This is a genomic window from Kocuria sp. KH4, from assembly GCF_053711175.1.
In genome coordinates this window covers 1-26,727 of sequence record NZ_JBSJYX010000004.1, presented here as the reverse complement: position 1 = coordinate 26,727, position 26,727 = coordinate 1, and the positions used below count along the sequence as shown (strand labels likewise).

Sequence of the window (26,727 nt, the reverse complement as noted above, 5' to 3'; positions counted from 1 at the left end):
GGGCGCGGCGGTCGGGCCTGCTGGGCGGGGCGGGGCGGCTGCTCCGGCCTCGGGACGTGCTGCGCACCGGGTGCGCGGGCGGACGTCAGACAAGAATACTCCGGGCCTGCTCCAGGTCCTCCGCGGAGTTCACGGCCAGCGCCGGGACGCCCTTCATGCCCCGCTTGGCCAGGCCGACCAGGGTGCCGGCCGGCGGCAGCTCGACGAGCTGCCCGACGCCGCGCTCCAGCAGCGTCTGCATGCACAGGTCCCAGCGGACCGGGCGGCAGACCTGGGCCACGAGCGCGTCGAGGGCCGCCGCGCCGGAGGCGACGGGGGCGCCGTCGGCGTTGGAGAGCAGGGGGTGCACGGGGTCGGCGGGGGACAGGCCCGCCACGAGCTCGCGCAGGGGCTCCAGGGCCGGGGCCATGTGCTCGGTGTGGAACGCCCCGGCGACCTTCAGGGGCACGACGCGCGCCCGGGCGGGCGGGTGCTCGGCGAGGGCGGCGAGCTGCTCGAGCGTGCCGGCGGCGACGATCTGCCCGCCGCCGTTGGCGTTGGCGGCGGTGAGCCCGGCCGCACCGATGGCGTCGCGGACCTCGTCCTCCTTCCCGCCCAGGACGGCGCTCATGCCGGTGGGCACGGCGGCGGCGGCCTCGGCCATGGCGTTGGCGCGGGTCCGGACGAACGCCATCGCGTCCTCCTCGGTGAGCACGCCGGCCAGGGCGGCGGCGGTGATCTCCCCGACGGAGTGCCCCGCGAGGACCAGGTCCTCCCGTCCGGCGCCGATCCGGTCGGCCAGCAGCCGGCCGGCCACGAGCCCGGCGGCCACGATGAGCGGCTGGGCCACGGCGGTGTCCTTGATGGTCTCCTCGTCCGCCTCGGTCCCGTAGTGCACGAGGTCCAGGCCGGCGGCCTCACCCAGCCGCTCGAGGTGGGGGCGCACGCCGTCGAGGGCGAGCCACTCGGTGAGGAAGCCGGGTTTCTGGGAGCCCTGTCCGGGGCAGACGATCGCGATCACCCTCACAGCTTGGCAAGGAAGCCGCGCCCGGCGCGGGCGCGGAGACCACCAACCCGCGCGGTGCTGTTTGTAGGGAAGCTACAAGACCGGCGCCGCGGCGGGTGCGGAGGTGTCGAGCGGGGCGCAGGAGTCGGCCAGCCGCCCGGCGAGCAGGGCGCAGTGCAGCACGAACGCGTCCCGGGGCACCAGCGGGTCCCAGCCGGTGAGGTCGCAGATCCGGCGCAGCCGGTAGCGGACCGTGTTCGCGTGGACGAACAGCTCCCGGGCGGTGGCCTCCAGGGAGTGGCCCACGGAGACGTAGGCGGACAGGGTCTCGGCCAGCCCGGTGGCCGAGCGGGTCAGCGGGCGGTACACCGACTCGATCATCGCCGCGCGCGCGGCCTCGTCCCCGGCCATGGCCCGCTCGGGCCACAGGTCCTCGGAGTGCACCGGGCGCGGCGCGGCCGGCCAGGCCGGGGCCACGGACAGGGCCGCGTGGGCGAGCCGGGCGGAGCGGCCCGCCTCGAAGATCGTGGGGGACTCCGGGCCGTAGGCGACCGGGCCGGGCCCGAACGCGGCGGTGAGCTTCTCCAGGGCGGTCTCGCGCTCGAGCAGACCGCCGAGGATGAGCACCAGCCGGTCGCCCTGGATGGAGACGAGGGAGTCCTGGGCGTGGCGGGCCGCCAGCCGCCGCAGCCGGGCCACCGTGGCGGGGCCGGTGGCCTCCGGCGCGGAACCGGTGAGCACGGTCACCGGCCCGGTCGAGGCCCAGCCCAGGGCCGCGACCCGGGAGCGCAGGGAGTCGGAGTGCTCACCCCGCAGGATCCCGTCGACCACCAGGGACTCCAGGCGGGCGTCCCAGGACCCCCGGTTCTCGGCGGCCCGCGCGTAGACGTCGGCGGCGGCGAAGGCGATCTCCCTCGAGTACCGCAGCACGGCCTCGCGCAGCGCGGCCTCGTCGTGGTGCTTGGCGAGCTCGGGGACCTTCTCCTCGACCACGTCGACCACGATTCGCAGCAGCTGCAGCGCGTGCTGCAGCGAGATGGACCGGGTCAGCTCGGTCGGGGCGCTGCGGAAGACCTGCGTGAGCACCCACAGGGGCTCCTCCGGGTCCTCGTACCAGCGCACGAAGGAGGTGATGCCGCGCTGGGCCACGAGCCCCAGCTCGGAGCGCTCGTCGGCGCGCAGCTCCTCGAACCAGCCGAGGTCCGTCTCGAGGCGCCGGGTGGCGACCGTCGAGATCGCCCCCAGGTTCGCCTTGAGGTTCTCGAGGGTCTTCGGGTGCGGCGGGGTGACCGGACGGGACCTGTCGGTGGGCCGCTTGCGCGAGGGGCGCAGCCAGCGCGTGGTGGTGTTCCCGTCCTGTCCTGCCATGCCCCCGAGCTTAGAGCACGCCTCCGCCCGCCCCCGACCGTGACGACGACGGCGCCCCGCCCACCCGCACGGGGGGCCGGGGCGCCGTCGGGCGCCGGTGGGCTCGGCTCAGGCGTCGCCGCCGGCGTTGCCCGAGGTCCCGGCGTTGACGTCGTGCAGGCGGTACTTCTCGATCGCCTCGCCCGGGGTGCGCCAGTCGACCTCGCCCCGCTTGGCGAGCATCTCCAGCGCGCGCACCACCATGGAGTGCGAGTCCACGTGGAAGAAGCGGCGCGCGCCCTGCCGGGTGTCGGCGAAGCCGAAGCCGTCGGTGCCGAGGGTGGCGAAGTCGTTGGGCACGAACTGGCGGATCATGTCCGGCAGGTCCGAGCTGAAGTCCGACGACGCCACGATCGGCCCGGTCGCCCCGGCGAGCTGCTGGGCCACGAACGGCGTCCGCGTCCCCTCGCCCGGGTCGAGGAAGGACTCCTTCTCGGCGGCGAGCCCGTCGCGGCGCAGCTGCACCCACGAGGTGACCGACCACACGTCCGCGGAGACGCCCCAGTCCTCGGCGAGCATCCGCTGGGCGTCCAGGGCCCAGGGCACGGCCACGCCGGAGGCGAGCAGCTGCGCCCGGGGCCCGTCCTTCTCGGCGGGCTTGAGCAGGTAGATGCCCTTGAGGATGCCCTCCACGTCCACGTCCTCCGGCTCGGCCGGCTGCTGGTAGGGCTCGTTGTAGACCGTCAGGTAGTACATGACGTCGTGGTCCTCGTCCCGGGTCCCGTACATGTGCTCGATCCCGCGCCGGACGATGTGGGCGATCTCGTAGCCGTAGGCCGGGTCGTAGTGGACCACCGCGGGGTTGGTCGAGGCCAGGATCGGGGAGTGGCCGTCGGCGTGCTGGAGCCCCTCGCCGGTGAGCGTGGTGCGCCCGGCGGTCGCGCCGATGAGGAAGCCGCGGGTCAGCTGGTCGGCGGCCGCCCAGAACTCGTCGGCCGTGCGCTGGAAGCCGAACATCGAGTAGTAGATGTAGACCGGGATCATCGGCTCGCCGTGGGTGGCGTAGGAGGTGCCGGCGGCGGTGAACGCCGCGCTCGCACCGGCCTCGTTGATCCCGGGGTGCAGGATGACGCCCTGCTCGGACTCCTTGTAGGCGAGCATGAGCTCGCGGTCCACGGAGAGGTAGTTCTGCCCGTTGGGGTTGTAGATCTTCGCCGTGGGGAAGAACGAGTCCATTCCGAAGGTGCGGGCCTCGTCCGGGATGATCGGCACGATCCGGTGGCCGAAGTCCTTCTCCCGCAGGAGGTCCTTGAGGATGCGCACGAAGGCCATGGTGGTGGCGGCCATCTGCTTGCCCGAGCCCTTCTTGGCGGACTTGTAGGCCGCGTCGGTGGGCAGCGTGATCTCCTGCTGCTGGTGCGGGCGGTCCGGGACGAACCCGCCCAGCTCCCGGCGCCGCTCCAGGAGGTACTTGATCTCCGGGGCGTCGGGGCCCGGGTGGTAGTAGGGGGCGTTGTAGAGGTCGTCCTCGATCTGCGCGTCGGAGACCGGGATGCGCAGGTGGTCGCGGAAGGCCTTGAGGTCCTCCAGGGTCAGCTTCTTCATCTGGTGGGTGGCGTTGCGGGCCTCGAAGTGGCTGCCCAGCCCGTAGCCCTTGACGCCCTGGGCCAGGATGACGGTGGGCTGGCCCTTGTGCTCCACGGCGGCCTTGTAGGCGGCGTAGACCTTGTGGTAGTCGTGCGCGCCGCGCTTGAGCTCCCAGATCTCGTCGTCGCTCATGTCCGCCACGAGCTCCTTGGTGGCCGGGGACTTGCCGAAGAAGTGGTCGCGGATGAACCCGCCGGACTCCGCCTTGTAGGTCTGGTAGTCGCCGTCGAGGGTCTCGTTCATAACCCGCACCAGCTCGCCGTCCCGGTCCTTGGCGAGCAGCTGGTCCCACTCCCGGCCCCAGAGGACCTTGATGACGTTCCAGCCGGCGCCGCGGAAGAAGGCCTCCAGCTCCTGGACGATCTTGCCGTTGCCGCGCACCGGCCCGTCCAGGCGCTGCAGGTTGCAGTTGACCACGAAGGTGAGGTTGTCCAGCTTGTCGTTGGCGGCCAGCTGCAGCGCGCCGCGGCTCTCCACCTCGTCCATCTCACCGTCGCCCAGGAAGGCCCAGACGCGCTGGTCGGAGGTGTCCTTGACGCCGCGGTTGTGCAGGTAGCGGTTGAACTGGGCCTGGTAGATCGCGTTGAGGGGACCGATGCCCATCGAGACGGTGGGGAACTGCCAGAAGTCCGGCATCGACCGCGGGTGGGGGTAGGAGGACAGCCCGTGGGGCGCCTTCGTCTTCTCCTGGCGGAACGCGTCCAGCTGCTCCTCGGTGAGCCGGCCCTCCAGGTAGGCGCGCGCGTAGTTGCCCGGGGCCGAGTGGCCCTGCCAGAACACCTGGTCGCCGCCGCCGGGGTGCTCGGGGCCGCGGAAGAAGTGGTTGAGCCCCACCTCGTAGAGGGTGGCCACGCCGGCGTAGGAGGAGATGTGCCCGCCCACCCCGATCTCGGGCCGCTGGGCGCGGTGCACCATCACGGCCGCGTTCCAGCGCAGGTACGCCCGGTAGCGCCGCTCGACCTCCTCGTCGCCGGGGAACTCCGGCTCCTGGTCCACGGGGATCGAGTTGACGTAGTCGGTGGTGGTCACCATCGGCACGCCCACGCTCTTGGCGCCGGCGTGCTGGAGCAGGGCGCGCATGATGTACTGCGCCCGTTCCGTGCCCTGCGTCTCGATCAGGCCCTCGAAGGACTCGATCCACTCCCGGGTCTCCTCGGTGTCGGAGTCCTTGAAGTTGTTGGTCAAGCCACTGAGGATGTGGTGGTTGCTGGATGAAGGCACGTTGAACCTCTCTTCGTCGAGTTGCCGGGCGGACCCGGGCGAGCGCACGCGCGAGCGCGGCCGGGCTGTTTCCGACAGTCTCAAAATACCCGCCGACCGTTCCGCTTCCCGGGCGCCACCCGAGGGGTGGGGCGTCCGGGGACCGGCCCGCCGCGCGGATCGCGCCGGCGGGGTCTTCCAGGCGTACGGGGTGTCTGTTGGCACCATGTTTCCACACCCGGGACGGACCGTCACACGCGGGCGCGGCCCACGATTCGGGGGGCCGTCACCGTGCGGGAGCTTGAAAGCGACCCTGATCCGGTGTTGTCTGGGGGATGAAGCCGGTATCCGGCCCGCCACCGTGCCCCCGCGGTCCGCCGACGGGCAGGCGGAGCCCCGCACCGGTCGGCAGTGCGCGGTCGCTCGTCGGCCCGATCCCAGAAGGAGCAAGAACAGTGAGCGAGGCCAAGACCACCGCGGGCGACGCGGTAGTCCAGCTCGGTTTCAAGGATGGCGACTACATCCAGGAGTTCGGATACGACGAGGACGTCGACCTCGACCTGAGGGAGGGCATCGAGGAACTGATCGGTGCCGATCTGCTCGACGAGGAGGACCAGGAGGTCGTCGACGGCGTGCTGCTGTGGTTCCGCGAGGGCGACGGCGACCTCGTGGACACCCTGGTGGACGTCCAGACCACGCTCGACGACGGCGGCGTGGTGTGGGTGCTCACCCCGAAGGCCGGGCGGGACGGCTACGTGCCGCCCGCCGAGGTCCAGGAGGCGGCGCCCACGGCGGGGCTGCACGTCACCACGACCGCGCGGGTCAGCGCGGACTGGGCCGCGACCCGCCTCATGCCCAAGCGCAACGTCTGAGCACGCGCCCCGGCGCGCCCACCACAGGAGAGCCTCCATGCCCGAGATCGGCGACACCGCCCCGGACTTCACGCTGCCGAACCAGTACGGCGAGCCGATCACCCTGAGCGGACTGCGGGGCGGGCCCGTGAGCATCGTCTTCTACCCGTTCGCCTTCTCCGGGACCTGCACCGGCGAGCTGTGCCGGCTCCAGGACAACCTGGCGGTGTTCGACGACGCCGGCGTGCGGCTGCTGGCGGTGTCCGTGGACTCCAAGTACGCCCTGCGGGCGTTCGCGCGCGAGGAGTCCTTCGAGTTCGACCTGCTCTCGGACTTCTGGCCGCACGGGGCCGTGGCCGAGCGCTACGGCGTCTTCGACCCCGTGGCGGGGCAGGCGGAGCGGGCGACGTTCGTGCTCGACGCCCAGGGCGTCGTCGTGGACGCCTTCCGGGCCGAGCCCGGCACGCCGCGTGAGCTCGAGGCCTACCGCGCCGCCCTGGCCAAGCTGCCGGCCTGAGGCACCGTCCGAGCGAGCACCGATGCCCACCGTGCGCGCCGGCTACGGCGCCCCCGTCGATCCCGGCCAATTCCCCGACCCCGACGCCACGGGCCTGGACGAGGGGCTCGACGCCGCCGTCCCCCTGCTGGCCGGGCGCCGGACCGCGGTGCTCACGGGCGCGGGGATCAGCACCGACTCCGGGATCCCGGACTACCGCGGCCCCGGTTCGGCCCCGCGCACCCCGATGACCTTCCAGGAGTTCATGGGCAGCCCGGCGATGCGCAGCCACTACTGGGCGCGCAACCAGTACGGCTGGCGGCACCTCGAGCGGGCCGACCCCAACCCCGGCCACCGGGTCCTCGCCCGGCTGGAGGGCGCCGGGGCGGTCGCCGGCGTGGTCACGCAGAACATCGACCGCCTGCACCAGGCGGCGGGCTCCCTCAACGTGGTGGACCTGCACGGGCGCTTCACCCGCGTGCTGTGCATGCGGTGCGGCACACGGATCCCGCGGGCGGTGCTCTCCGACCTCTTCGACGGGCTCAACCCCGGCTTCTACGACTCGATCGGCTCCCCCGAGGACATCGAGTTCGCCCCGGACGCCGATGCGGTGCTGCCGCGCACGGCGGGCTTCCGGGTGCCGGACTGCCCCGTCTGCGGCGGGATCCTCAAGCCCGACGTCGTCTTCTTCGGCGAGAACGCCCCGCGGCACCGTGTCCTGCGGGCGCTGCGGATGGTGGACACCGCCGACGCGCTCCTGGTGGTCGGCTCCTCCCTGACCGTGAACTCGGGCCGCCGGTTCGTCCGGCACGCCGGGCGCGCCGGGGTGCCCGTGCTGATCGTCAACCACGGCCGGACCCGCGGCGACGCCGCGGCCCGGGTGAAGGTCGACGCCTCCGCCACCGAGTTCCTGCTCCGGCTCGAAGCGCGACTCGCCCACCCGTAGAATGGTGCCCGGATGTGGTGAACGCCACATCGCCGAGGGGCACCCGACATGGTTACCGGCTGGTAGCAAAGGGTAGCCTGTTCGGGAACCGGGTGCTGGCGGTTGCGCAAACCGTCCACCCGGTTGTCAGGGTCTTTAGCTCAGCTGGTAGAGCGCTACGTTTACACCGTAGATGTCATCGGTTCGATCCCGGTAGGACCCACGTGCCGCACGGGTCGCGGGAGCCGGCCGCGGCTAGCGGAAGTACACGTGCTTGCCCCCCGGCAGCCTGCACACGACCACGAGGCTTCCTCCGCGGTCCGCCTTCCGGGCCTTCTTGACGTAGGCGGAGGCCTTTCCGCCGCACAGCCGCGCCGCCCGCTCGCTGGCGCGATCGACCGTGGCCTCGTCGAGCACCGCCGTGCCGCCCACGACCACGTCCACCCTGCCGTCGGCGGCGGCGGCCGGTGCGACCCCGGTGCCCGCCCACAGGGCGGCACCCACCACGGCCCCGATCGCCGTTCTCCTCCACCCCTGCATCCCTACCCCCTGGGCTCCGCTGCGGTGGCACCACCGTAGGGCCTGGGAGCCGCTGCGCGGGGTTTGTGACACCGGGTGTCCGGCGGGCGGTCCGCCGGGGCCCGCGCGCGGGGCGCGGGGAGGGGCCCGGACGGAGCCGCCCGCCAGGGTTTGTAGGCTGGGGGCATGGCAGCAGAACAGAAAGCTCAGATCGGCGTGACCGGCCTCGCGGTCATGGGCGCCAACCTCGCCCGCAACTTCGCCCGGCACGGGTACACCGTCGCCCTCCACAACCGTTCCGTCGGCAAGACCGACGCCCTCCTCGAGGCCCACGGGTCCGAGGGGAACTTCATCCGCACCGAGACCCTCCAGGAGCTCGTCGACTCCCTCGAGACCCCCCGCCGGATCCTGGTGATGGTCAAGGCCGGGGCGCCGGTGGACGCGGTGATCGAGCAGCTCGTGCCGCTGCTGGAGAAGGACGACATCATCATCGACGGCGGCAACTCCTACTTCCAGGACACCCGGCGCCGTGAGCGGGAGCTGGCCGCGCAGGGCATCGACTTCGTCGGCGTCGGCGTCTCGGGCGGGGAGGAGGGCGCCCTGCTCGGGCCGTCCATCATGCCCGGCGGCCCGCGCAAGTCCTACGACGCGCTGGGGCCGCTGCTGGAGGACATCGCCGCCAAGGCGGAGGACGGCAAGCCGTGCTGCGCCTGGATCGACACGGACGGCGCCGGCCACTTCGTGAAGATGGTGCACAACGGCATCGAGTACGCCGACATGCAGGTCATCGGCGAGGCGCACGAGCTGCTGCGCGCCGTCGCAGGGCTCGAGCCGGGTGAGCAGTCCGAGGTCTTCGAGCAGTGGAACACCACGGAGCTGGCCTCCTACCTCATCGAGATCACCGCTCACGTGCTGCGCCAGGTCGACGCCCGCACCGGCCGGCCGCTGGTGGACGTGATCGTCGACGCCGCGGGCCAGAAGGGCACCGGCCGCTGGACCGTCCAGGAGGCCCTCGAGCTCGGCTCGCCGGTCACCGCGATCGCCGAGTCCGTCTTCGCCCGCGCACTGTCCTCCGCCGAGCCCGCGATGCGCCTGGAGGCCCAGCAGGTGCTGCCGGCCGGCATCGGCGGGACTACCGAGGACGTCGTGCACGACCCCGAGTTCGTCGAGGACGTGCGCAAGGCCCTCTACGCCTCCAAGCTGGTCTCCTACGCCCAGGGCCTGGACATGCTCACGATGGCCGGGGCGGAGTACGGCTGGGACCTCGACCTGGCGACCATCGCGTCGCTGTGGCGGGAGGGCTGCATCATCCGGGCGCAGCTGCTGGAGGTCATCATGGAGGCCTACCAGGGGGACGCGGCGCCCGCGAACCTGCTGTTCGCCCCCCAGTTCGTCGCCGCGGTCGAGGACGCCCTGCCGTCCTGGCGCCGGGTGGTGGCGCGGGCGGTGGAGCGCGGGATCCCGGCGCCGGTGTTCGCCTCCACCCTGAACTACTACGACTCCCTGCGCCGCCCGCGGCTCAACGCGGCCCTGACCCAGGGGCTGCGCGACTACTTCGGGGCGCACACCTACCGGCGCACCGACGACGCCGAGGGCGTCTACCACACCCTGTGGTCCGGGGACCGCTCCGAGGTCGTCGCCTAGCCACGGCCGCACGCCGGCGCCCGGCCGGCACACGGGAGGGCCGCGCACCGTCGGGTGCGCGGCCCTCCTGCGTCGCCGTGTCCGACGCGGCCCGGACTGGTACCGCCTAGATCCACATCGCGGGGTCGATGTAGGCGGAGGGGTCCACCAGTGGCTGCTGCTTCTCCGGGGTGCGCGGGCGGACCTTGCCGGGGATCCCGGTCACGATCGCGTCCTCGGGCACGTCCTTGACCACCACGGCGTTGGCGCCGACCGCGGAGTCCGCCCCGATCTCCACGGGCCCGAGGATCTTCGCCCCGGCGCCGATCACCACGCGGTCGCCCACGGTGGGGTGGCGCTTGACCTTCTCCAGGGACCGGCCGCCGAGGGTGACCCCGTGGTAGATCATCACGTCCTCACCGATCTCGGCGGTCTCCCCGATGACCACGCCCATGCCGTGGTCGATGAAGAAGCGACGGCCGATGACGGCGCCGGGGTGGATCTCGACGCCCGTGAGGAACCGGCCGAGCTGGGAGACCGTCCGGGCGAGCAGCCGCCGTTCCGGGTGCTGCCACAGCAGGTGCGAGAGGCGGTGGATCCAGATGGCGTGCAGACCCGAGTAGTTGAGGGCGATCTCCAGCCGGGAGCGGGCGGCGGGATCGTGCGTGCGGGCCGTCTGCAGGTCCTCGGCGAGTCTGCTCCAGAAACTCAAGGTCTACCTCTGTTCTTCCGGGGGTCGGTTCTTCCGGGGGCGGTCCCGTCGGCCCGTGGACCGAGGGGACCGGCTGCGGGGTGCGAACCGGAACGACCCGCCCACCTCCGGGGCAACGCCGCCGGGCGGCGGCGCTATTCCCGGGGATGGGCGGGTCGTGGGCGCGGTAGGCCCGGGGCGGGTCAGCCGCGGATGTCCTCGTAGAGCAGCGTCGAGATGTAGCGCTCGCCGAAGTCGCACACGATCGCCACGATCAGCTTGTCCCGGTTCTCCTCCTTGGCGGCCTCCTGCAGGGCGGCCCACACGATGGCGCCCGAGGAGATGCCGCCGAGGATGCCCTCCTGGGTGCCCAGCTCACGGGCCACGCGCACGGAGTCCTCGACGGTCACGTCGTAGACGTCGTCGTAGATCTCCCGGTCGAGGTTGTCCGGGACGAAGTTCGCGCCCAGGCCCTGGATCTTGTGGGGGCCGGCCTTGCCCTGGGTCAGCAGCGGGGAGTCGGCCGGCTCGACCACGACGAGGCGGATGTCCGGCTTCTGCTCGCGCAGGTACCGGCCCGCGCCCGTGATGGTGCCGCCGGTGCCCACGCCGGAGACGAAGACGTCGACCTCGCCGTCGGTGTCCTCCCAGACCTCGGGGCCGGTGGTCGCGTAGTGCACCGCCGGGTTGGCCTCGTTGGCGAACTGCTTGGCCAGCACGGCGTTGTCCGTGGAGTCGACGATCTCCTGGGCCTTCTCCACGGCGCCGCGCATGCCCTCCGCGCCCGGGGTGAGCACGATCTGGGCGCCGTAGGCGCGCAGCATGACCCGGCGCTCCGTGGACATGGTCTCGGGCATGGTCAGGATGACCTTGTAGCCGCGGGCCGCGCCGACCATGGCCAGGGCGATGCCCGTGTTCCCGGAGGTGCCCTCCACGATCGTGCCGCCCGGCTTGAGCTGGCCGGACTTCTCCGCGGCGTCGATGATCGCCACGCCGATCCGGTCCTTGACCGAGTTGGCCGGGTTGTAGAACTCCAGCTTCACGGCGACGTTGCCGGGCAGGCCCTCGTCGAGGCGGTTCAGGTGGACGAGCGGGGTGCGGCCCACGATCTCGGTGACGTCGTTGTAGATCTTCGCCATGTGCGTACCTCGGTTTCTGCGTGGTCGGTTCTCTGTCGGATCAGGACGTTCTCCTGGGCGGCCGGGGCGCTGGGGGTGCCCGCGGCGGCGCGGTCCTAGCTCAGCCTAGCCAGGCGGTGCAACTGCTACTACGCGGTAAGCCACGAGGAGTAACGTTGCCGGACCTTGGCCAGCTTGGGATTGATGATCACCTGGCAGTACCCGTTCCAGGGCTGCTCGGCGTAGAAGTCCTGGTGCTCGGGCTCGGCCTCCCAGAACGTGCCCAGGGGCTCGAGGGTGGTGACGATCGGGCGGTCCCACAGCGGCTGCGTGCGCTCCACGGCGGCCGCGAACAGCTCCCGCTGGGCCTCGTCGGCCCAGAACATCGCGGAGCGGTACTGGGTGCCGACGTCGTAGCCCTGCCGGTTGAGGGTCGTGGGGTCGTGGCCCGTGAAGAAGAGGTCGAGGATCACGTCCGCCGGCACCACGGAGGGGTCGAAGGTCACGGCGACCGCCTCGGCGTGCCCGGTGCTGCCGGAGCAGACCTCGTAGTAGGTGGGACGGTCCGTGGCGCCGCCGGTGTAGCCGGAGACCACGGAGGTGACACCCCGCGTGATCCGGTACACCGCGTCGAGGCACCAGAAGCACCCGCCCGCGAGCACGAAGGTCACGGAGGCGGGACGGTCGTCGGGGACGGGGCGTGCGTCGTCGAACTCGGGGAAGGCCATGCCCCGTACAACACCGCGCCGCGCGCAACATTCCCGCGCCCCCGCCCCGACCCGCCCGGGCCGCCGACGCACGGCCTCCTAGACTGGGCCCATGAGCCAGCTGAGCACGTCCCCGCCCGGGCCCGCCCCCACGCTGTCGGAGGTGCTCGAGGTCGTCGAGGAGCTCTGGCCGCTGCACCTGCAGGAGCCCTGGGACGCCAGCGGGCTCGTCACCGGGCGCCCGGAGCAGCCCGTGCGCCGGATCCTCCTCGCCGTGGACCCGGTGGCCGACGTGGTGGCCGAGGCCGTGTCCACCGGCACCGACCTGCTCCTCACCCACCACCCGCTGCTGCTGCGCGGCGTCACCTCCGTGGCCGCGGACGGCGCCAAGGGCGCGGTGGTGCACGAGCTCATCGAGCACCGGTGCGCCCTGCTCGCCTGCCACACCAACGCGGACTCCGCCCCGGACGGCGTCTCGGACGCCGTGGCCCGCGCCGCCGGGCTCACGACGACGACGCCGCTGACCCCGCACCCCGCCGATCCCGCCGTGGGCATCGGCCGGGTGGGCGAGCTGCCCGAGCCGGTGTCGCTGGGGCAGCTGGCGCGGCGCCTGGCCGCCGCCGTCCCGGCCACCGCCCACGGGGTCCGCGTGGCGGGGGACCCGGACACCCCGGTGCGCCGCGTCGCGGTGTGCGGCGGGGCGGGGGACTCCCTGTTCGACGCCGTGCGGGCCAGCGGCGCCGACGTCTACGTCACCGCGGACCTGCGCCACCACCCCGCCTCCGAGGCCCGCGAGGCGGCCCTCGGACCGGGCGGGGGCGGCACGCCCTGTCTCGTGGACCTCTCCCACTTCGCCAGCGAGTGGCTGTGGCTGCCCGTGGGCGCGGCGGCGCTGCGCGCGGCGCTCGCCGCGCGCGGGCACGAGGTGGCGGTCGAGGTCTCGGTGCGGCGCTCCGACCCGTGGGACTTCCGCGTCGACCACCCCGACCACGAGTACCTGAGTGCCCACGAGCGCGGGCCGGTCGGCCGGCCCGCCCGCGCCGCCGAGGGCCGCCCCGCCGACGACCGCCCCGCCCCGACCGCAGGAGGACCAGCATGAGCACCGCCACGCCCGAGCAGCAGCGAGCCCTCCTGGAGCTCGAGCGCGTCGACGCCCGGCTGCGCCGCATCGCGGCCCGGATCGCGGAGCTGAGGACGGACCCCGAGGTCGCCGCCGCGCTGCAGCTGCGGGCCCGGGCGGTCGCCGCGGCCAAGGAGCTCGACGCCGGCGAGCACGAGATCCGGCAGCGGCTGGCGGCGGCGGAGGAGAAGGTGGCCCGCGTCCAGGCCTCCATCGAGAAGGACCGCCGCCGCCTGGAGCAGGGCGGGACCGCGAAGGACCTCATGGGGCTGCAGCACGAGATCGATACCCGCACCCGCCAGCTGGCCGCGGCGGAGGAGGCGGAGCTGGAGCTCATGCAGGAGCTGGACGACGCCGCGGAGCACCGGGCCCGGGTCACGCCGCGGCTCCGGGCGGCGGACGCCGACGCCCGGCGGCGGGTGGCCGCCCGGGACGAGGAGGGCCAGGCCCTCACCGCGGAGCGCGAGCAGCTCGCGGCCGCCCGCGCGGACGCGGCGCAGGCCGTGGGGGCGCCGCCGCTGGTCGCCCGGTACGAGAGGATCCGCACCGGCCGCGGCACGGAGCGCCCGGCCGCCGCGGAGCTGCGCGGCACCGTGTGCGGGTCCTGCGGGACGGCGCTGAGCCCCACGGACGCCGCGACGTTCCGGGCGGCGGCCCCGGACGAGGTGCTCACCTGCCCGGAGTGCGGGGTGATCCTGGTCCGCGGCTGAAGCCCCGGCGGACCGGGGCGGAACGGGGGACAGGCCGGCCTGTAAGCCGGGTTCTGTGCACACGGCCGGTCGCCCGGGCCGTGCTGGTGACCATCCATCTACGCCCGCCGTTGCCGGCGGGCTCCAGCGGCCTACCCGGGTGCTCGGGCGAGCAGCCCTCGGGCGCACCCTGTCTGGCCTTGCTCCGGATGGGGTTTACCGAGCCGCACCGGTCACCCGGTGCGCTGGTGGTCTCTTACACCACCTTTTCACCCTCACCCGCTGCCCGGACGGACCGGGGCGGGCGGTCTGTTTTCTGTGGCACTTTCCTGCGGGTTCCCCCGAGTGGGCGTTGCCCACCATCCTGCTCTGCGGAGCCCGGACTTTCCTCGCGCCGCCGGCCCGGAGGCCGCGGCCCGCGGTCACCCGGCCGGCCTGTCCGCCGCCCATCCTACCCGCCCGGGACACTGCCCGGCCGCGCGGGTCACTAGACTGCTGCGGGTGCTGATCCTGCTGCCCCCCTCCGAGACCAAGACCGCCCCCGGCTCCGGCGAGCCCGTCGACACCGGAACCCTGGCGTTCCCCGAGCTGACGCCCGCCCGGGAGGAGGTCCTCGCCGAGCTGGCCAGCGCGAGCGCCCGCGCGGACGCTCTGGAGGTGCTGGGCGTGGGGGAGCGGCTGCGCGGGGAGGTGGAGCGCAACACCCGCCTCGCCGCCGAGCCCGCGGCGCCGGCGCTGCACGTCTACACCGGGGTGCTCTACGACGCCCTGGACCCGGCCGGGCTCACACCCGCGCAGCGGGAGGCGGCGGCGGCCTCCCTCGTCGTCGTCTCCGCCCTGTGGGGCGCGGTCCGGCCCACGGACCGGATCCCGGCGTACCGGCTGTCCATGGGGGCCGAGCTGCCCCGGCTGGGCCGGCTCGCGGCCCACTGGAAGCGGCACCTGCCCGCCGCGCTGGGACCCGCGGCGGAGGACCGCCTCGTGGTGGACTGCCGCTCGGCCGCCTACGCGGCCGCGTGGCATGCTCCCCGGGAGCGGACGGTCGGGGTCAAGGTCGTCCGGGAGCAGGGCGGGAGGCGCACGGTCGTCTCGCACATGGCCAAGCACACCCGGGGGCTGCTCGCCCGCCACCTGGTGCAGCGGGCCGCCGGCGGCGAGCGCCTCACGACGCCGGGGGAGCTGCTCGCCGCGGCGGGGGAGCGGTGGCGGGCGGAGCTGCGGGAGCCCACGGCCCGCTCGGCCGGGGAGCTCGTGCTGGTGCTGCCGGGGGACTGAGGCGCCGCCGGCTCAGTGGCCGAACGGGTCCTCGTCGACCCCCGGCGTCCAGCTGAGGCCGTCCCGGCCCCAGCCCTCCGCCTTGACCGCCTTGCGGGCCCTGCGAGTCCACTTGTCGTTGAGCCGGTCCACGTAGAGCTTGCCGTCCAGGTGGTCGTACTCGTGCTGCATCACCCGGGCGAACCAGCCGTTGGCCTCGAAGGCCACCGGCTCTCCCGCGGTGTCGACCCCGGCCACCCGGACCCAGTCCGCCCGCTTGAGCGGCCAGCTGTGGCCCGGCACGGAGAGGCAGCCCTCGGACTCCTCGTCCGGGTCCGGGGCGTCCTGGGAGACCTTGCCGAGGGTCAGCACGGGGTTCACGAGCACCCCGCGCGGCGGGACCCCGTCGTCGTTGCGGAACGCGTAGGTGAAGATCCGCAGGCCCACGCCGATCTGCGGAGCGGCCAGCCCCACGCCGTGGGCGGCGTCCATGGTCTCGTACATGTCCTCGACGAGGGCGCGCAGCTCGTCGTCGAACACCGTCACCTTGGCGGCGGGGCGGTGCAGGACGGGGTTGCCGGTGATCACCACGGGGCGGATGGCCATGACGCACTTCCTTCGACTTGCCGGGGGTCCGCCCCGGCACGGGCCGGGGCGGGAACGACGAAAGGCCGCCCCGAGTCCTCGGGACGGCCTTTCACAGTGGGTGAGCGACGGGGGTTGAACCCGCGACCTCCTGGACCACAACCAGGCGCTCTGCCGAACTGAGCTACGCCCACCATGAACGCCCGCCGGAAGACCGTGCTTCCGCTGGGCAACGCATACGAGTGTACCGCATTCCCGGGCCGCGCCCGACCACGTCCGTCACGGCCGCGGCGGGACGGGCCCCGGGCCGGGCGCTCAGGCGCCGGTGCGGGACCCGGCGATCTCCGCGGCGATGGCCCGCGCGGTCTCCGAGTCGGGCCCGGGCTCGGGGGCGAACACGGCCCGGCGGTAGTAGCGCAGCTCGTCGATGGAGTCGCGGATGTCGCCCAGCGCACGGTGGTTGCCGGTCTTCGGCGGCGCCTGGAAGTAGGCGCGCGGGAACCAGCGGCGGGAGAGCTCCTTGATGGTGGAGACGTCGATCACCCGGTAGTGCAGGTGCTCCACGACCTGCGGCATGTCCCGGACCAGGAAGGTGCGGTCCGTGCCGACGGAGTTGCCGCCCAGCGGGGCCTTGCCCGGTTCCGGCACCCACTGCCGGATGTAGGCGAGGACCTGCTCCTGGGCCTCCTCCATGGTCAGGCCGGAGGGCAGCTCGTCGAGCAGCTTGGACGCCGTGTGCATGTTCCGCACGAAGTCGCCCATCTGCGCCAGGGCCTCGTCACTCGGGCGGATCACCACGTCGACGCCCTCGCCGAGGACGTTGAGCTCGTCGTCGGTCACGAGGGCCGCGACCTCGATGAGGGCGTCCTCCTGGAGGGACAGCCCCGTCATCTCGCAGTCGATCCACACAATGCGTCCGTTGGAAGTAGCCACCCCGACAATCTACCGTGCCGGCCCGACGCCGCATCGCGCCCACGGCCCCGCCGGAGGCCTCCCCGGCGGGGCCGATAGGATCGGGGGCGACCACGGGTCCGCGCTGCGCCCAGCCGCGGCCGCCCGCAGCCACCGGACGGGCGCATCGGGAGAGCAGTGCAGACCACTTCCAGGACGCCGGCGCCGGGCGAGGGCGCCGAGCCGCTGGCGGGCCCCGGCGGCTCCCCCTCCGTCTCCGGCTCCCTGTGGCGCACCGTGCTCATGGGCGCCGCCGGCTCGCTCATGCTCTTCGTCGGCTCCCTCGGCGTCGGGTGGCTCGCCTCCGTCTCCCCGCTGCGCCAGGTGCCCCTCATCATCGCCATGCGCTTCACCACCACGGGCGCGATCGTGTCGATCCTCCTGCTGGCGGTGGGCGGGATGCTGCTGGTCCGGGAGTGGCTGCGGCTGGGACAGAAGCTCAGCCGGTGGGGTCCCGGCAGCGGGCGGTGGGTGCTCATCGCCATCGCCGCCTGGTCGGCGCCCATGCTGGTGACGATCCCCCTGTTCAGCCGGGACGTGTACTCCTACATCGGCCAGGGACGGGTGATGGCCAGCGGGCTCAACCCCTACGAGCACGGGGTCTCCACGATCGACAACTTCTTCCAGCTCGGCGCCGACCAGATGTGGTCCGAGTCCCCGCCGCCCTACGGGCCCCTGTTCCTGTGGCTGGAGCAGCTCGTGGTGGCCGTGACCGGGGCGAACCCGGACGCGGCCGTGCTGTGGTTCCGGGCGATGTGCGTGCTGGCCGTGATCGCCTGCATGTGGTTGATCCCGCGGCTGGCACGGCTGCACGGGATCAACCCCGCCCGGGCCCTGTGGCTCAGCGTGGCCAACCCCCTGTTCCTCACCAACTTCATCGTCTCCGTGCACAACGACGCGATCATGATGGCCCTGGCCCTGGCCGGCATCTACGTGGCCGCGGTGCACCGGAACTGGAAGGGCGGGCTGGCCGGCACGGCGCTCGTCACCCTCTCCGTGGCCGTCAAGCCCATCACGCTCGTCGTCCTGCCCTTCGTCGGCCTGCTCTGGGCCGGGAAGAACGCCTCCTGGACACGCCGCTTCGTGGTGTGGTTCCTCACCCTCGTGTACGCGCTCGCCCTGCTCGGGCTGATGGGCCTGCTCAACGGATTCGGCTTCGGCTGGGTCGCCGCGATGGCCACCCCCGGCTCGGTGTCCATCTGGTACGCCCCCGTGGGCCTCCTGGGCGGACTGGCCTCGGGCCTGGCCGCGGTGGTGGGGGCCGACGCCGCGCCGTGGCGCGACACGGTGCACTCAATCGGGCAGGCCCTGGCCGTGCCGGTCATCCTGTGGCTGATGTTCACGGGCCGGGACGAGCGGATCGTCCGACGCCTGACCTGGGCGTTCGCGGCCATCGTGCTGTTCTCCCCGATGATCCAGGCCTGGTACGTGGTCTGGCTCATTCCGCTCTTCGCGGTCACGGGCATCCGCAGCGACTGGCAGGTGGACGTCCTGTTCTTCCTCACGGTCTTCTTCATGGTCTATGCGGTCTCGGACCAGCTCGACGTCTTCCCCTACCTGGACCTGGACCTGAGCTCCGGCCGGCTCATCGCGGCCGTCGTGGCGCTGTCCTACGGGGTGTACCTGTGGTTCCTCGACCCCGCCACCGGACGCCGGCTGCGCGGCCGCACCGAGCCCCCGATGCGGAGCGGCGTCATCTGAGGATCCGTGCGGGAGGCCGCGAGTTGGTAAACTCGTCCGCGGCGCCCGGTCGGACCCGGGCGCTCCGCCTCAGTAGCTCAGTGGATAGAGCAGGAGCCTTCTAATCTCTTGGTCGGGGGTTCGACTCCCTCCTGGGGCACGACAAATGGCCTAGTCAGAGGGGCCACGGCACCCCCGCCGTTGACAGGAGCGCAAAACCTGTTGACAGCGGGGGTTTACTGTTTGCTCATGGCAAGCATTCGAGAGCGCCCCCGCAAGGACGGGAGCACCACCTGGGCCGTGCTGTGGCGCGACGCCAGCGACGGCAAACAAACCTCCCGCACCTTCGAGGACCAGCACGAAGCGCGGCTGCTCAAGGACTTCCTGGACGCCAACGGCAACTCCTTCGCCCTGGCCGCCAAGGCCGTCTCCAGGATGCGGTCCCAGGCGCCGACTGTGGCGGCCATCGTGGAGGGCCACATCGAGGGCCTGACGGGCGTTCTGCCCGGCACCCGGTCCAAGTACCAGCGGATGGCCGCCAAGCACATCACGCCCGTTCTGGGCGCCTACCCCGTGGACACCCTGGAGCGCGCCGACGTCTCCCGCTGGGTGAACGGACTGGAGATCTCCGGCAAGACCAAGCGCAACGTGCACTCGATCCTCTCCGCGGCACTCACCGAAGCCGAGAAGGCCGGCGTCGTCCCCGGCAACGTGGCGAAGGGGATACGGATGCCCTCCGGCGAGACCCGACGCGAGCCAGTGTTCCTCACCCGCGCCCAGGTCGAGACCATCGCCGACACCGTCCCGGACGCCTACTCCATGCTCGTGCACTTCCTCGCCGGCACCGGCGCCCGCTGGGGAGAAGTCACCGCCCTCGACGTCCGCGACGTCGACCTCATCGGCGAGCGCGGCGTCGTGTCCATCACCAAGGCCTGGAAGCGAGACCGTGGGCAAGACGTGCTCGGGGCGCCGAAGACGAGGCGCGGACGCCGCGCGGTGACCATCGGCCCGGCGCTGACGAAGCTGGTGCGTGAGCACGTCGACGGGCTGGCGCCGGGGGAGCTGCTGTTCCAGCGTCCCGGCGGCGGGCAGTTGACCAACTACTGGTTCTTCGCCCACGTGTGGAACCCCACCTTGAAAGACCTCGCGGACCAGCTACCAGCGCGGCCGCGGGTGCACGACCTGCGGCACACGCACGCGTCATGGCTCATCCAGGCCGGGGTGCCGCTGCCGGTGATTCAGCGGCGGCTGGGGCATGAGTCCATCACCGTCACCTCGGACACCTACGGGCACCTCACCGACGACGCCGACCGGCTGGCCGCCGATGCTCTGGACGGTCTGGACGGGTGAGATGGCCAGCGAGGGGGACCGGCTGCTGGAGGAGCTCGTCCGCGCCCAGGCTGTTGTTGCGCATCTGACGGCCTGCCTCACGCTGGCCAGCCAGGTGCGGGACCACCTCATGGTGCGCACGGTGGCCGCGGGGAAGAGCGTCGCGCAGATCCGCGCACGCACGGGCCTGGCCCGCTCCAGGGTCTACGCCATACTCGAGCGCACCGACCCGACGCGCTGATCGGGATGCGCAGGCCGCAGGGCCGCGAGAACGCCCCCAACATGCAGACAGGGCTGCAAGTTGGGGGCGCCGCTGTACCCGGCCGGGGGAGCGGGTACGTGTCCCTGGGGGGCGGGACGTTTCAACGCTATCTGTCCTGCCCCCAGGACAGTCCACTCGGACGAGTCCGGCTGCTGACACGTCATGTTCCATCCAAATGCATCGCAATTACTACAGTGAACGCACCAACGATCCCCAAGGAGCACCCCCGTGACGCAGCCTCCCAGCGACCCCGGCCACCAGGGCCCTGACTACGGGCAGCAGCCCGGCCCCTACCAGGGGCAGCCCGGCCAGTACCAGAGCCATCCTGGCCAGTACCAGGGTCAGCCCGGCCAGTACCCTCCCGGCTACGGCCAGCCCCCCAAGAAGAGCGGCAAGAAGAAGTGGGCCATCGGCTGCGGCATCCTCACCCTCCTGGCCATTCTCCTGTTCGGCGGGTGCGCTGCCCTGGGCATCGGCGCAGCCAGCCAGTCAGGCACCACCACCCCTGGCGCCACCACTGACGACGCCGCCACCGACGACGCCGGCGATGCTGCCGACGATGCTGAGCCGTCGGCCGTCCAGACCGAAGAGGTCACTGACGCCGGCACCGTGACGCTAGAGGCGACCGCATCCACCACCGGCACCGCGCTCTGGATGGACTTGGACGGCTCCAGCAACACCGAAGAGTTCACCGGAACCTGGAGCAAGGAGATCCCGCTCAAGGACGGGAACGAGACGTACACCCTGTCGGTCACCGGCGACTTCATGGACGAAAACTCCGAGGTCACCTGCAAGCTCTACGTCGACGGCGAGCTCAAGGACGAGGCCACCGGCACCGGCTCGGCCGGCTCCGCCTCCTGCTCCCAGCCGCTCTTCGGCTGAGCCGCGAGCGCACCCGCAACGCACAACAGCGCCCCGCCCTCCATTCGTGGAGGGCGGGGCGCTGTCATTCGTCCAGGATGTCGTAGACGTCGATCCACGCGGACTCGTCCCGGGGGAGCGGCCGTACCCAGGCCTGGGGGATGAAGACGTCGAGCACGCGGCCGCCGGCGTACTGACGCCACAAGTTCAGCAGCGGGCCGCGTTCCTCGGTCATGTTGACCTTGCCGTCGATGACAAGCTCGCCGAGGTCGGTGGGGATCCAGGCCCGGCCGTAGGGCTCTTGCCGATAGGGGAAGCGGCGGGCGCCTCCACCCGGGGTCATGCTCGGGGCGCCCACGCCGCGAACCGCGGCGGCGATCTCCTCGGTGAGCTCCGGGCCGCCGGAGTAGCAGTGCGAACCGGACACCCGCCGGATGCTGGCGTTCGTCTCCTCGTCCACATAGTCCAGGTCTTCCCACACGGAGACAGTGATACCAGCATCCACGGACGCGCTATTTGCATTCGTTACGATGAGGTAGCTCCTCCATCGAAAGGCCGCCATGTCGCCCCGCACCAAGCGCCCGTTCGGCCAACGACTCGTCCGGTGGCTCATCTCGATTACCCTCCGGCTCCTCCTGATAGCCGTGTTCTGCGTGGTGATGTACAACGTGCTCATGCAGGTGCTCATCCCGGTGTTCGAATCGACCATGAGCAACGCGGCGAGCAGGTCCACGCCGGCCACGGTGCAGCCGTAAGGGGTTAGGCATGACAAAGCGCCCCCGCCCGGGAGAGGGTGGGGGGCGCTTCGCTGCGCCGGAGCGCATGGCACAACCCCAGGCCGCCGGGGAACGGCACGAAGGGGTTGCTGCACCGGTGTGTGGGCCGGTGCCAGAAGCAAACTACCAGGCGGTAATTTAGCGTTATACATTCCTCTTCACATGCATGGACCTCCGCTCCGGAGAACCCGCTGAGGTCTTGGCTTCGGCCGGCCCGACGTCGAGAAGCAGAGGTAGCCTGAGGTAAGCCTGGGGGGTGTGGCGTGGACGACCGAACGATTGCCCGGGCACAAGCACGAATGATCCGCGAGTTCCTGGGCGAGGCCGGCTTTAGTGTCGGGGACCTGTGGCGGAACGTCCCTGAAAGCGCCGTGCACTTAGACGAGTTCGAGATCGACGCCTTCCTCCACCATGCAGTACATCTGGAACCCAAACAACGTGACCTGCTGGTCTTCACCGCCAACACCATGCTGGGCTGCCAGATCCCGTACAGCTGGGAACTACGGCTGGACGACAGCTAGGGCATGAAGGCGTGGCCGCTTAGCAGGCACCGACCCAGAGAGGGGACGTCCGGTTCGCGCACTCCTCTTCCTTGGCGGACGGCCATAGCGACTACTCTGCTGCGGGTGATCAGCACTGACCGACTCGAGGACATCGCCCGATTCCATGGCCTGTTGCAGACCGCGGTCGCGGAGGGCGCCGAGCCGCTCACCCACCTGCAGCGCCAAGTGCTGGTCGACATGGTGGGCGAGCTCATCGCGCACGCCCGCGAGACCCTTATCGACTGATGGAACGTCCCCACTAGTAACCACGGATTCAGCACGACTTCGTTGAGGCGTGTCCGTACCGTCTAATGTGCGGCGGCCGAGGCGGCACACAGTGGTTCGATGGCACATCATCCCTGGGGGGACATCGAACCTGCCGCTATCAGAGCCGGCTGCCGTAGAGAGCGCCCCCCTCATCCTCCTGAGTGCGGGCGCTCTCGCTACGCCTCACACACAGAAAACGCCCCCTCTCCTGCCGTGTTGCAGGAGAGGGGGCGCTTCTGTGCCGGGGGGCTCATGGAACTTGACAGCCACCTCTGACAATGCCTTGAGGCAGGATCAGCCGCGAACCCAGGCCCTGATGCGGCCGGCTACACGGATGAGGTACAGGGCCTAGCGCTTCACGAGACACTTCCGGCTGTGGATCCGGTGCGGCGCAGCTGCGCGGCACGGGCGGCAAGGGCATCGGCTTCCGGGGTCAGCGCCTCGACGTGCGCGTCATCCGCTACTGGCTGGGCTTCCTCACCCACGGCTTCCCCCGCGCCGACACCGGTGGTAGGGAAGGCGGGTACGACTCCGCCGGCCGCGACGGCGGATCCGCCGACCTCCCGTAGCGGGTCCCGCTTCTGGTAGCCCGCGACGACGGCTCCAAGGCCGACGCCGAGACCGCCCACAAAGACGCCGACGGGGCCGGCCCACACACCTAGGGATTCCCAGGCGGAGTCGGGGATGGCCGCGATGGCGGAGGCCAGTGCCCCTCCTACGACGACGATCACGGCCGACCATACCGCGGCGGACTTCACCTTCGGGGAGAGCTCTGCCTCGGCGGTGGCGGCGGTGTACTTGCTCATGCTTCCTCCTTGAACGCGGCCACGACCTGGCGGCCGATCTCTGCGTAGACCTGCTGCGGGTCCACGGCAGGCTGCTCGAGCTGAGCGGTGGCCGCAGCCACCAGGGCGTCGAGCTTCTTGTGCACGGTGGCGTTGTCAGCGGCCATCCACAGGATCTGGTCCTGGATGGAGACCTTCCCGCCGGCGCCGCCGAGCTTGGTCCTGGGGTAGGTGAGCTCGCGCTGCAGCGCCCGGAGAGAACCGCGGTAGGCGGCGTCCTCGATTTCCTTCTCGGTAGCCATGTCTGACCACTCCTTCTTCGTTTGTGCGGTTGCGCCGATGCCAGTGGGCCGGTCCCACGGGTCCCCGTAGGCGACATTGAGATCCAGGTACCCGGAGTAGCCGGGCAGGCGGCCCTTCTGCGTGTACTGCCAGATCGCCAACTCCCACCCCGGGGTGCTCGGGGTGCTGAAGGTGCTGGCGTAGCCGAGGAAGTCGGGCTCGTTGAGGGCGTAGGAGGCGAGCCAGAGCCTGTGCGACTTCGCGTACGCCGACCAGCTACTGAGCCGGGAGGTGGACAGGTTCATGTAGATCAGGCACTCACGCCCGAACTCCGCCTCGACCCGGCGCATCCACGCATCGGCGTAGTCCGTGCGGTGCGCCTGCTCGGGCGGCTCCCAGTCCAGGACCGGGAGCACCTTGCCCTTCCACCGCTTCACCTTGGAGAGGAAGTGCTTGGCCTCCACGTCGGAGTTCGCGGACCCGGTGACGCGGGCAAAGTGGTAGACCCCGACCCGCTTGCCCAGCTTCAGCGCCTGGGTGACCTGCGCGGCCAGGTGCGGGTTGGTGAACCCGGCCCCGTCGGTGGCAAGCACGATCACAAAGTCGGCCGGCACCGCGGCCAGGTCGATCCCGGCCTGCCAGTTGCTGATGTCGATGCCGTTCATCGACGCCCCCGAGTAGTCCGGGGCGGTGAACGGGTTGAGCTTGAAGTACTTGCCCCGGGTGTAGGGCGTGGGGTCCACGGACCCGTAGTAGCCGTTGAGCCAGTTCGCCCGCCGCGGGATGGTCTGCAGGTGCAGGTGTGGGCCGGTGCTGCTTCCCGTGGTCCCGGTCAGGCCCACGACCTGGCCCTGCTTCACGGTCATGCCGGGCTTGACCATGTTGTTGTCCGACAGGTGTGCGTAGACCACGTCCACGTCGTCGTGCCGGACCACGGTCACGATGCCGCCGCCGACGCTGCGGACTCCCACGGCGGGGCGGATCAGATACCAGCGGGCCTCCCATGAGTTGGCGGGGAGGTTCCACACCCAGTCGGAGAACACCACGGTGCCGTCGGCGATCGCGACCGCCTCGGTGCCGATCGGGGTGGCGTAGTCCAGGGCCCCGTGGCCGGCGCCGGTGTTGTAGCTGGTGAGGTTCTGCCGAAAGAACTGCGTGATCCCGAACTGTTCCGGAACCGGACGGATGCCCATATCAAGTTTCCTTGTGATCGAAGAGGTGGGCGAGGTAAGCCCGGAGGTCCCGGGATGGTTCGGGCAGCGGCTCTCCACCACCGGATCGGATGTGACGGATGATCTGCTCGATGTAGCCCACGGACATCGTGAACAGGCGAATGGTGGTCTCGAACTTGTTCCGCAGGTCCTCGTTTTCCCGGCGGTCATGCTCGCGCTCCTGGCGGTCCTCTTCGCGCTCCCGCTCCCAGCACTTCCGGTCTTCCTTATGCTCTTCGCGCATCTTCCGCATCTCCTCCCAGGCGGTCTTCGCCTCGGCGAGCGCCTGGGAATCCTTCGCGGTGTCGTTCGCTTCTTTGGAAGACCTCCGGGATCGGGCCCCGACGTAGATAGAGCCGGCAAGGCTGAGCCCGCCGACAACCATGGAGGCGATGGTTTGCCAGTCCGGTCCGGTCTGGAGGGACCACAGGAGGGGGGTGTAGGTAGCCCAGTACATCTAGCTCCTCCCGAGGTCTCTCGTTGGCTCCTTCACGTGAGCGGTGATCGCCACGACGCCGACGAGGAAGACGTAGAACCCGGCTGAGTACCAGGCGCTGGCCAGCGCCGCGGGCTCCCCGTGCACGGCATAGGTGAAGGCCCCGAGGATATAGGCGCCGAGGCGCTCCAGAGGCATGAGCATCAGCCCAACCACGGCGGCCGCGACATGGGTCTTCCGGGCCGCGGCCCATCCGGCGAGTACGGCGGTGCACCACCACCCGCCGACCCGGACCCACACGGGGAAGTGCTCGTAGAAGAGCACCGGGGGCCGGCCGTTGGGCTCGAGGATCACGCCCAGCCCGATGTGCCCCCAGATCGCCGCGCACAGCAGCAGCAACCACCCCCTGATGCCGAGGTAGCGGGCGAGCTTCCGATGGGGCGACATAGGGCCTCCAATGTGAAGAGCCACCCCGCAGGGTGGCTCTTGGTTGATGACGACAACTTGTGGATGAACAGCAGCGCCCCACCCAATGGGGTGCAGGCGCTGCTGTGTTGGTGGCGGAGAGTTAGCCGCCCACAGGGTGGCGTTGACGATGGACTTGGCCAAACCGGAAGAGCCAAGAGACCCCGGGCACGAGACGGGTTAGGTAAACCAGGAGGGTGCTGCCAACCAATGCAGCGATGGCGGCCACCGGGAACTGCACCATCTCGGGGATGTCCACGAATACCTGCCGTAGCACGCCCAAGAACACCATGATCCCGGCGTAGTGCACGACGTAGTAGATCAGCGACTCCTTGCCCAAGAACCTCACGGCCTTCAGCATCTTCGGTGAGTTAATCGACTGGATAGCTAGGCAGGCGCCCAAAATGCAGGCAAGTACCAGCGGTGCTGTGGCTGCCTCGTACCGCACCCCGCCGAGATTCCAGGTGAGCCAGAAAAGAACACCGAAGGACGCCGCACCGGCCCACAACCATGTGCGATGCTCGACCACTCGCGACCACCGCTGGCGTTCTCGAGACAAACCGACACCGATCATGAAAAAGCCAAGCAAGAACCAGAACTTCTCCCAAAACCCGTCATCAGTCATGGAAGAGACGAGGATGGCAGCGCAGGCCAGAATCAGCGGATGCACCTGACGAGTCAGTAGCGCGACGAGGTAGTAGATAAATAGGTAGGCGAGGAACCACATGTGCACGAGCGGCTCGTAAAAGACTCGTCCGACCATGGTTTCATCGAAGTTTCGCCCTTGCATGTACCTGGTCCCGAACATGATGACCACGAATATGGCCGACCACACGAAGTAGGGATGCAGCACGTTCTTCAGCTTCCCGGACACATAGCTCCGGGCTCCTTTGGACAGAGATCTGGGGATGAGGAGCCCGGATAGGAAGACCATGAGAGGCATCCTGAGCGGCTCGAAGGCTGCGTTGAAGCTCATGGCCCATTGGGGAGCTGCTGTTAGTACTGCAACGACAGATCGTGACCTCTGCGTTTGTAGTGGCTGGCGCGGGTACGGGCTTGGCATGTTCGTCGCCAGGACGACCAGTGCCAGATGTGCTCGGGCAGGTGGTGGACGGGGTGGGCG

The 26,727-nt window shown here is 71.0% G+C and carries 28 protein-coding genes, 3 tRNA genes and 1 other RNA gene; 15 read left to right on the top strand and 17 right to left on the bottom strand.

All coding sequences use genetic code 11. The annotated features are described in order from the left end of the window. Positions 1-85 precede the first annotated feature (85 nt). From ACWCOM_RS04490 to aceE, 3 genes are all read right to left on the bottom strand, one after another. Positions 86-1,000 (bottom strand): ACP S-malonyltransferase, encoded by a 915-nt coding sequence (locus tag ACWCOM_RS04490; RefSeq protein WP_454547542.1) that lies wholly within the window; start codon positions 998-1,000, stop codon positions 86-88. A gap of 78 nt (positions 1,001-1,078) precedes the next feature. Next, positions 1,079-2,353 (bottom strand): PucR family transcriptional regulator, encoded by a 1,275-nt coding sequence (locus tag ACWCOM_RS04485; protein WP_454547541.1) that lies wholly within the window; start codon positions 2,351-2,353, stop codon positions 1,079-1,081. Between the two features lie 108 nt (positions 2,354-2,461). Continuing rightward, a complete protein-coding gene (gene aceE / locus ACWCOM_RS04480) occupies positions 2,462-5,200 on the bottom strand; it encodes a pyruvate dehydrogenase (acetyl-transferring), homodimeric type (protein ID WP_454547540.1) in 2,739 nt (912 codons plus the stop codon). Positions 5,201-5,634: 434 nt separating this feature from the next. On the opposite strand from aceE, the gene ACWCOM_RS04475 reads away from it, so the two are divergent. From ACWCOM_RS04475 to ACWCOM_RS04460, 4 genes are all read left to right on the top strand, one after another. Continuing rightward, complete coding sequence (locus ACWCOM_RS04475; protein WP_454547539.1) at positions 5,635-6,051, top strand: DUF3052 domain-containing protein; 417 nt, start codon at positions 5,635-5,637, stop codon at positions 6,049-6,051. A 37-nt stretch (positions 6,052-6,088) separates the two neighbouring features. Beyond that, the gene (locus ACWCOM_RS04470) at positions 6,089-6,547 is read left to right on the top strand and encodes a peroxiredoxin (RefSeq protein ID WP_454547538.1); all 459 of its coding nucleotides are present in this window, start codon (positions 6,089-6,091) and stop codon (positions 6,545-6,547) included. Between the two features lie 22 nt (positions 6,548-6,569). After that, positions 6,570-7,472: a Sir2 family NAD-dependent protein deacetylase gene (locus ACWCOM_RS04465; RefSeq protein WP_454547537.1), complete on the top strand. Its 903-nt coding sequence runs from the start codon at positions 6,570-6,572 to the stop codon at positions 7,470-7,472. A gap of 129 nt (positions 7,473-7,601) precedes the next feature. Next, positions 7,602-7,674 (top strand) — tRNA-Val (locus ACWCOM_RS04460). Between the two features lie 32 nt (positions 7,675-7,706). Here the strand turns inward: ACWCOM_RS04460 and ACWCOM_RS04455 are convergent. Beyond that, complete coding sequence (locus ACWCOM_RS04455; protein ID WP_454547536.1) at positions 7,707-7,991, bottom strand: hypothetical protein; 285 nt, start codon at positions 7,989-7,991, stop codon at positions 7,707-7,709. 165 nt (positions 7,992-8,156) lie between these two features. Here ACWCOM_RS04455 and gndA point away from each other — a divergent pair, with 165 nt between their 5' ends. Then, on the top strand, positions 8,157-9,614 hold the full coding sequence (gene gndA, locus ACWCOM_RS04450; protein WP_454547535.1) for an NADP-dependent phosphogluconate dehydrogenase: 1,458 nt from the start codon (positions 8,157-8,159) through the stop codon (positions 9,612-9,614). 106 nt (positions 9,615-9,720) lie between these two features. On the opposite strand, the gene epsC is transcribed toward gndA, so the two are convergent. From epsC to msrA, 3 genes are all read right to left on the bottom strand, one after another. Continuing rightward, positions 9,721-10,305 carry a serine O-acetyltransferase EpsC gene (epsC, locus tag ACWCOM_RS04445; RefSeq protein ID WP_454547534.1) on the bottom strand — a complete coding sequence of 195 codons (585 nt, stop codon included), beginning with the start codon at positions 10,303-10,305 and terminating at the stop codon, positions 9,721-9,723. A 182-nt stretch (positions 10,306-10,487) separates the two neighbouring features. After that, entirely contained in the window at positions 10,488-11,423 is a 936-nt protein-coding gene (gene cysK, locus ACWCOM_RS04440; RefSeq protein ID WP_454547533.1) for a cysteine synthase A, read from the bottom strand. 128 nt (positions 11,424-11,551) lie between these two features. Beyond that, the gene (gene msrA, locus ACWCOM_RS04435; RefSeq protein ID WP_454547532.1) at positions 11,552-12,130 is read right to left on the bottom strand and encodes a peptide-methionine (S)-S-oxide reductase MsrA; all 579 of its coding nucleotides are present in this window, start codon (positions 12,128-12,130) and stop codon (positions 11,552-11,554) included. Between the two features lie 91 nt (positions 12,131-12,221). On the opposite strand from msrA, the gene ACWCOM_RS04430 reads away from it, so the two are divergent. Then, positions 12,222-13,208 carry a Nif3-like dinuclear metal center hexameric protein gene (locus ACWCOM_RS04430; RefSeq protein WP_454547531.1) on the top strand — a complete coding sequence of 329 codons (987 nt, stop codon included), beginning with the start codon at positions 12,222-12,224 and terminating at the stop codon, positions 13,206-13,208. After that, positions 13,205-13,939: a zinc ribbon domain-containing protein gene (locus ACWCOM_RS04425; RefSeq protein WP_454547530.1), complete on the top strand. Its 735-nt coding sequence runs from the start codon at positions 13,205-13,207 to the stop codon at positions 13,937-13,939. The genes ACWCOM_RS04430 and ACWCOM_RS04425 overlap by 4 nt, the downstream gene beginning before the upstream one ends. 26 nt (positions 13,940-13,965) lie before the next feature. On the opposite strand, the gene rnpB is transcribed toward ACWCOM_RS04425, so the two are convergent. Continuing rightward, an RNA gene (gene rnpB / locus ACWCOM_RS04420) (RNase P RNA component class A) lies at positions 13,966-14,356 on the bottom strand. Positions 14,357-14,419: 63 nt separating this feature from the next. On the opposite strand from rnpB, the gene ACWCOM_RS04415 reads away from it, so the two are divergent. Then, complete coding sequence (locus tag ACWCOM_RS04415; protein WP_454547529.1) at positions 14,420-15,193, top strand: YaaA family protein; 774 nt, start codon at positions 14,420-14,422, stop codon at positions 15,191-15,193. 12 nt (positions 15,194-15,205) lie between these two features. On the opposite strand, the gene def is transcribed toward ACWCOM_RS04415, so the two are convergent. The 3 genes from def to orn form a co-directional block, all read right to left on the bottom strand. Further along, on the bottom strand, positions 15,206-15,778 hold the full coding sequence (gene def, locus ACWCOM_RS04410; protein WP_454547528.1) for a peptide deformylase: 573 nt from the start codon (positions 15,776-15,778) through the stop codon (positions 15,206-15,208). Between the two features lie 99 nt (positions 15,779-15,877). Further along, positions 15,878-15,951, bottom strand: a tRNA-His gene (locus ACWCOM_RS04405). Positions 15,952-16,072: 121 nt separating this feature from the next. After that, positions 16,073-16,690, bottom strand: coding sequence for an oligoribonuclease (gene orn / locus ACWCOM_RS04400; RefSeq protein ID WP_454547527.1), 618 nt, complete (start codon positions 16,688-16,690; stop codon positions 16,073-16,075). Positions 16,691-16,846: 156 nt separating this feature from the next. On the opposite strand from orn, the gene mptB reads away from it, so the two are divergent. The 5 genes from mptB (at position 16,847) to ACWCOM_RS04375 (ending at position 20,861) form a co-directional block, all read left to right on the top strand. After that, positions 16,847-18,409, top strand: coding sequence for a polyprenol phosphomannose-dependent alpha 1,6 mannosyltransferase MptB (gene mptB / locus ACWCOM_RS04395; protein ID WP_454547526.1), 1,563 nt, complete (start codon positions 16,847-16,849; stop codon positions 18,407-18,409). Positions 18,410-18,475: 66 nt separating this feature from the next. After that, positions 18,476-18,548, top strand: a tRNA-Arg gene (locus tag ACWCOM_RS04390). Positions 18,549-18,637: 89 nt separating this feature from the next. Then, positions 18,638-19,738, top strand: a complete 1,101-nt coding sequence (locus tag ACWCOM_RS04385; RefSeq protein WP_454547525.1) for a tyrosine-type recombinase/integrase — start codon at positions 18,638-18,640, stop codon at positions 19,736-19,738. 1 nt (position 19,739) lies between these two features. Then, entirely contained in the window at positions 19,740-19,958 is a 219-nt protein-coding gene (locus tag ACWCOM_RS04380; RefSeq protein ID WP_454547524.1) for a hypothetical protein, read from the top strand. Positions 19,959-20,207: 249 nt separating this feature from the next. Beyond that, positions 20,208-20,861: a hypothetical protein gene (locus tag ACWCOM_RS04375; RefSeq protein WP_454547523.1), complete on the top strand. Its 654-nt coding sequence runs from the start codon at positions 20,208-20,210 to the stop codon at positions 20,859-20,861. Positions 20,862-20,925: 64 nt separating this feature from the next. Here the strand turns inward: ACWCOM_RS04375 and ACWCOM_RS04370 are convergent, their stop codons facing one another. Continuing rightward, positions 20,926-21,573, bottom strand: a complete 648-nt coding sequence (locus ACWCOM_RS04370; RefSeq protein ID WP_454547522.1) for a hypothetical protein — start codon at positions 21,571-21,573, stop codon at positions 20,926-20,928. Positions 21,574-21,879: 306 nt separating this feature from the next. Here ACWCOM_RS04370 and ACWCOM_RS04365 point away from each other — a divergent pair, with 306 nt between their 5' ends. Together ACWCOM_RS04365 and ACWCOM_RS04360 are read left to right on the top strand one after the other, a co-directional pair. Continuing rightward, entirely contained in the window at positions 21,880-22,137 is a 258-nt protein-coding gene (locus ACWCOM_RS04365; protein WP_454547521.1) for a hypothetical protein, read from the top strand. Positions 22,138-22,242: 105 nt separating this feature from the next. Next, positions 22,243-22,404, top strand: coding sequence for a hypothetical protein (locus ACWCOM_RS04360; RefSeq protein ID WP_454547520.1), 162 nt, complete (start codon positions 22,243-22,245; stop codon positions 22,402-22,404). A 377-nt stretch (positions 22,405-22,781) separates the two neighbouring features. On the opposite strand, the gene ACWCOM_RS04355 is transcribed toward ACWCOM_RS04360, so the two are convergent. From ACWCOM_RS04355 to ACWCOM_RS04335, 5 genes are all read right to left on the bottom strand, one after another. Continuing rightward, entirely contained in the window at positions 22,782-23,231 is a 450-nt protein-coding gene (locus tag ACWCOM_RS04355; RefSeq protein ID WP_454547519.1) for a hypothetical protein, read from the bottom strand. Further along, on the bottom strand, positions 23,228-24,685 hold the full coding sequence (locus ACWCOM_RS04350; RefSeq protein ID WP_454547518.1) for a GH25 family lysozyme: 1,458 nt from the start codon (positions 24,683-24,685) through the stop codon (positions 23,228-23,230). Before ACWCOM_RS04350 ends, ACWCOM_RS04355 begins: the two co-directional genes overlap by 4 nt. Before the next feature lies 1 nt (position 24,686). Continuing rightward, complete coding sequence (locus ACWCOM_RS04345; protein WP_454547517.1) at positions 24,687-25,160, bottom strand: hypothetical protein; 474 nt, start codon at positions 25,158-25,160, stop codon at positions 24,687-24,689. Further along, positions 25,161-25,586 carry a hypothetical protein gene (locus tag ACWCOM_RS04340; protein WP_454547516.1) on the bottom strand — a complete coding sequence of 142 codons (426 nt, stop codon included), beginning with the start codon at positions 25,584-25,586 and terminating at the stop codon, positions 25,161-25,163. A gap of 121 nt (positions 25,587-25,707) precedes the next feature. Further along, entirely contained in the window at positions 25,708-26,580 is an 873-nt protein-coding gene (locus tag ACWCOM_RS04335; RefSeq protein ID WP_454547515.1) for an acyltransferase family protein, read from the bottom strand. Positions 26,581-26,727 lie beyond the last annotated feature (147 nt).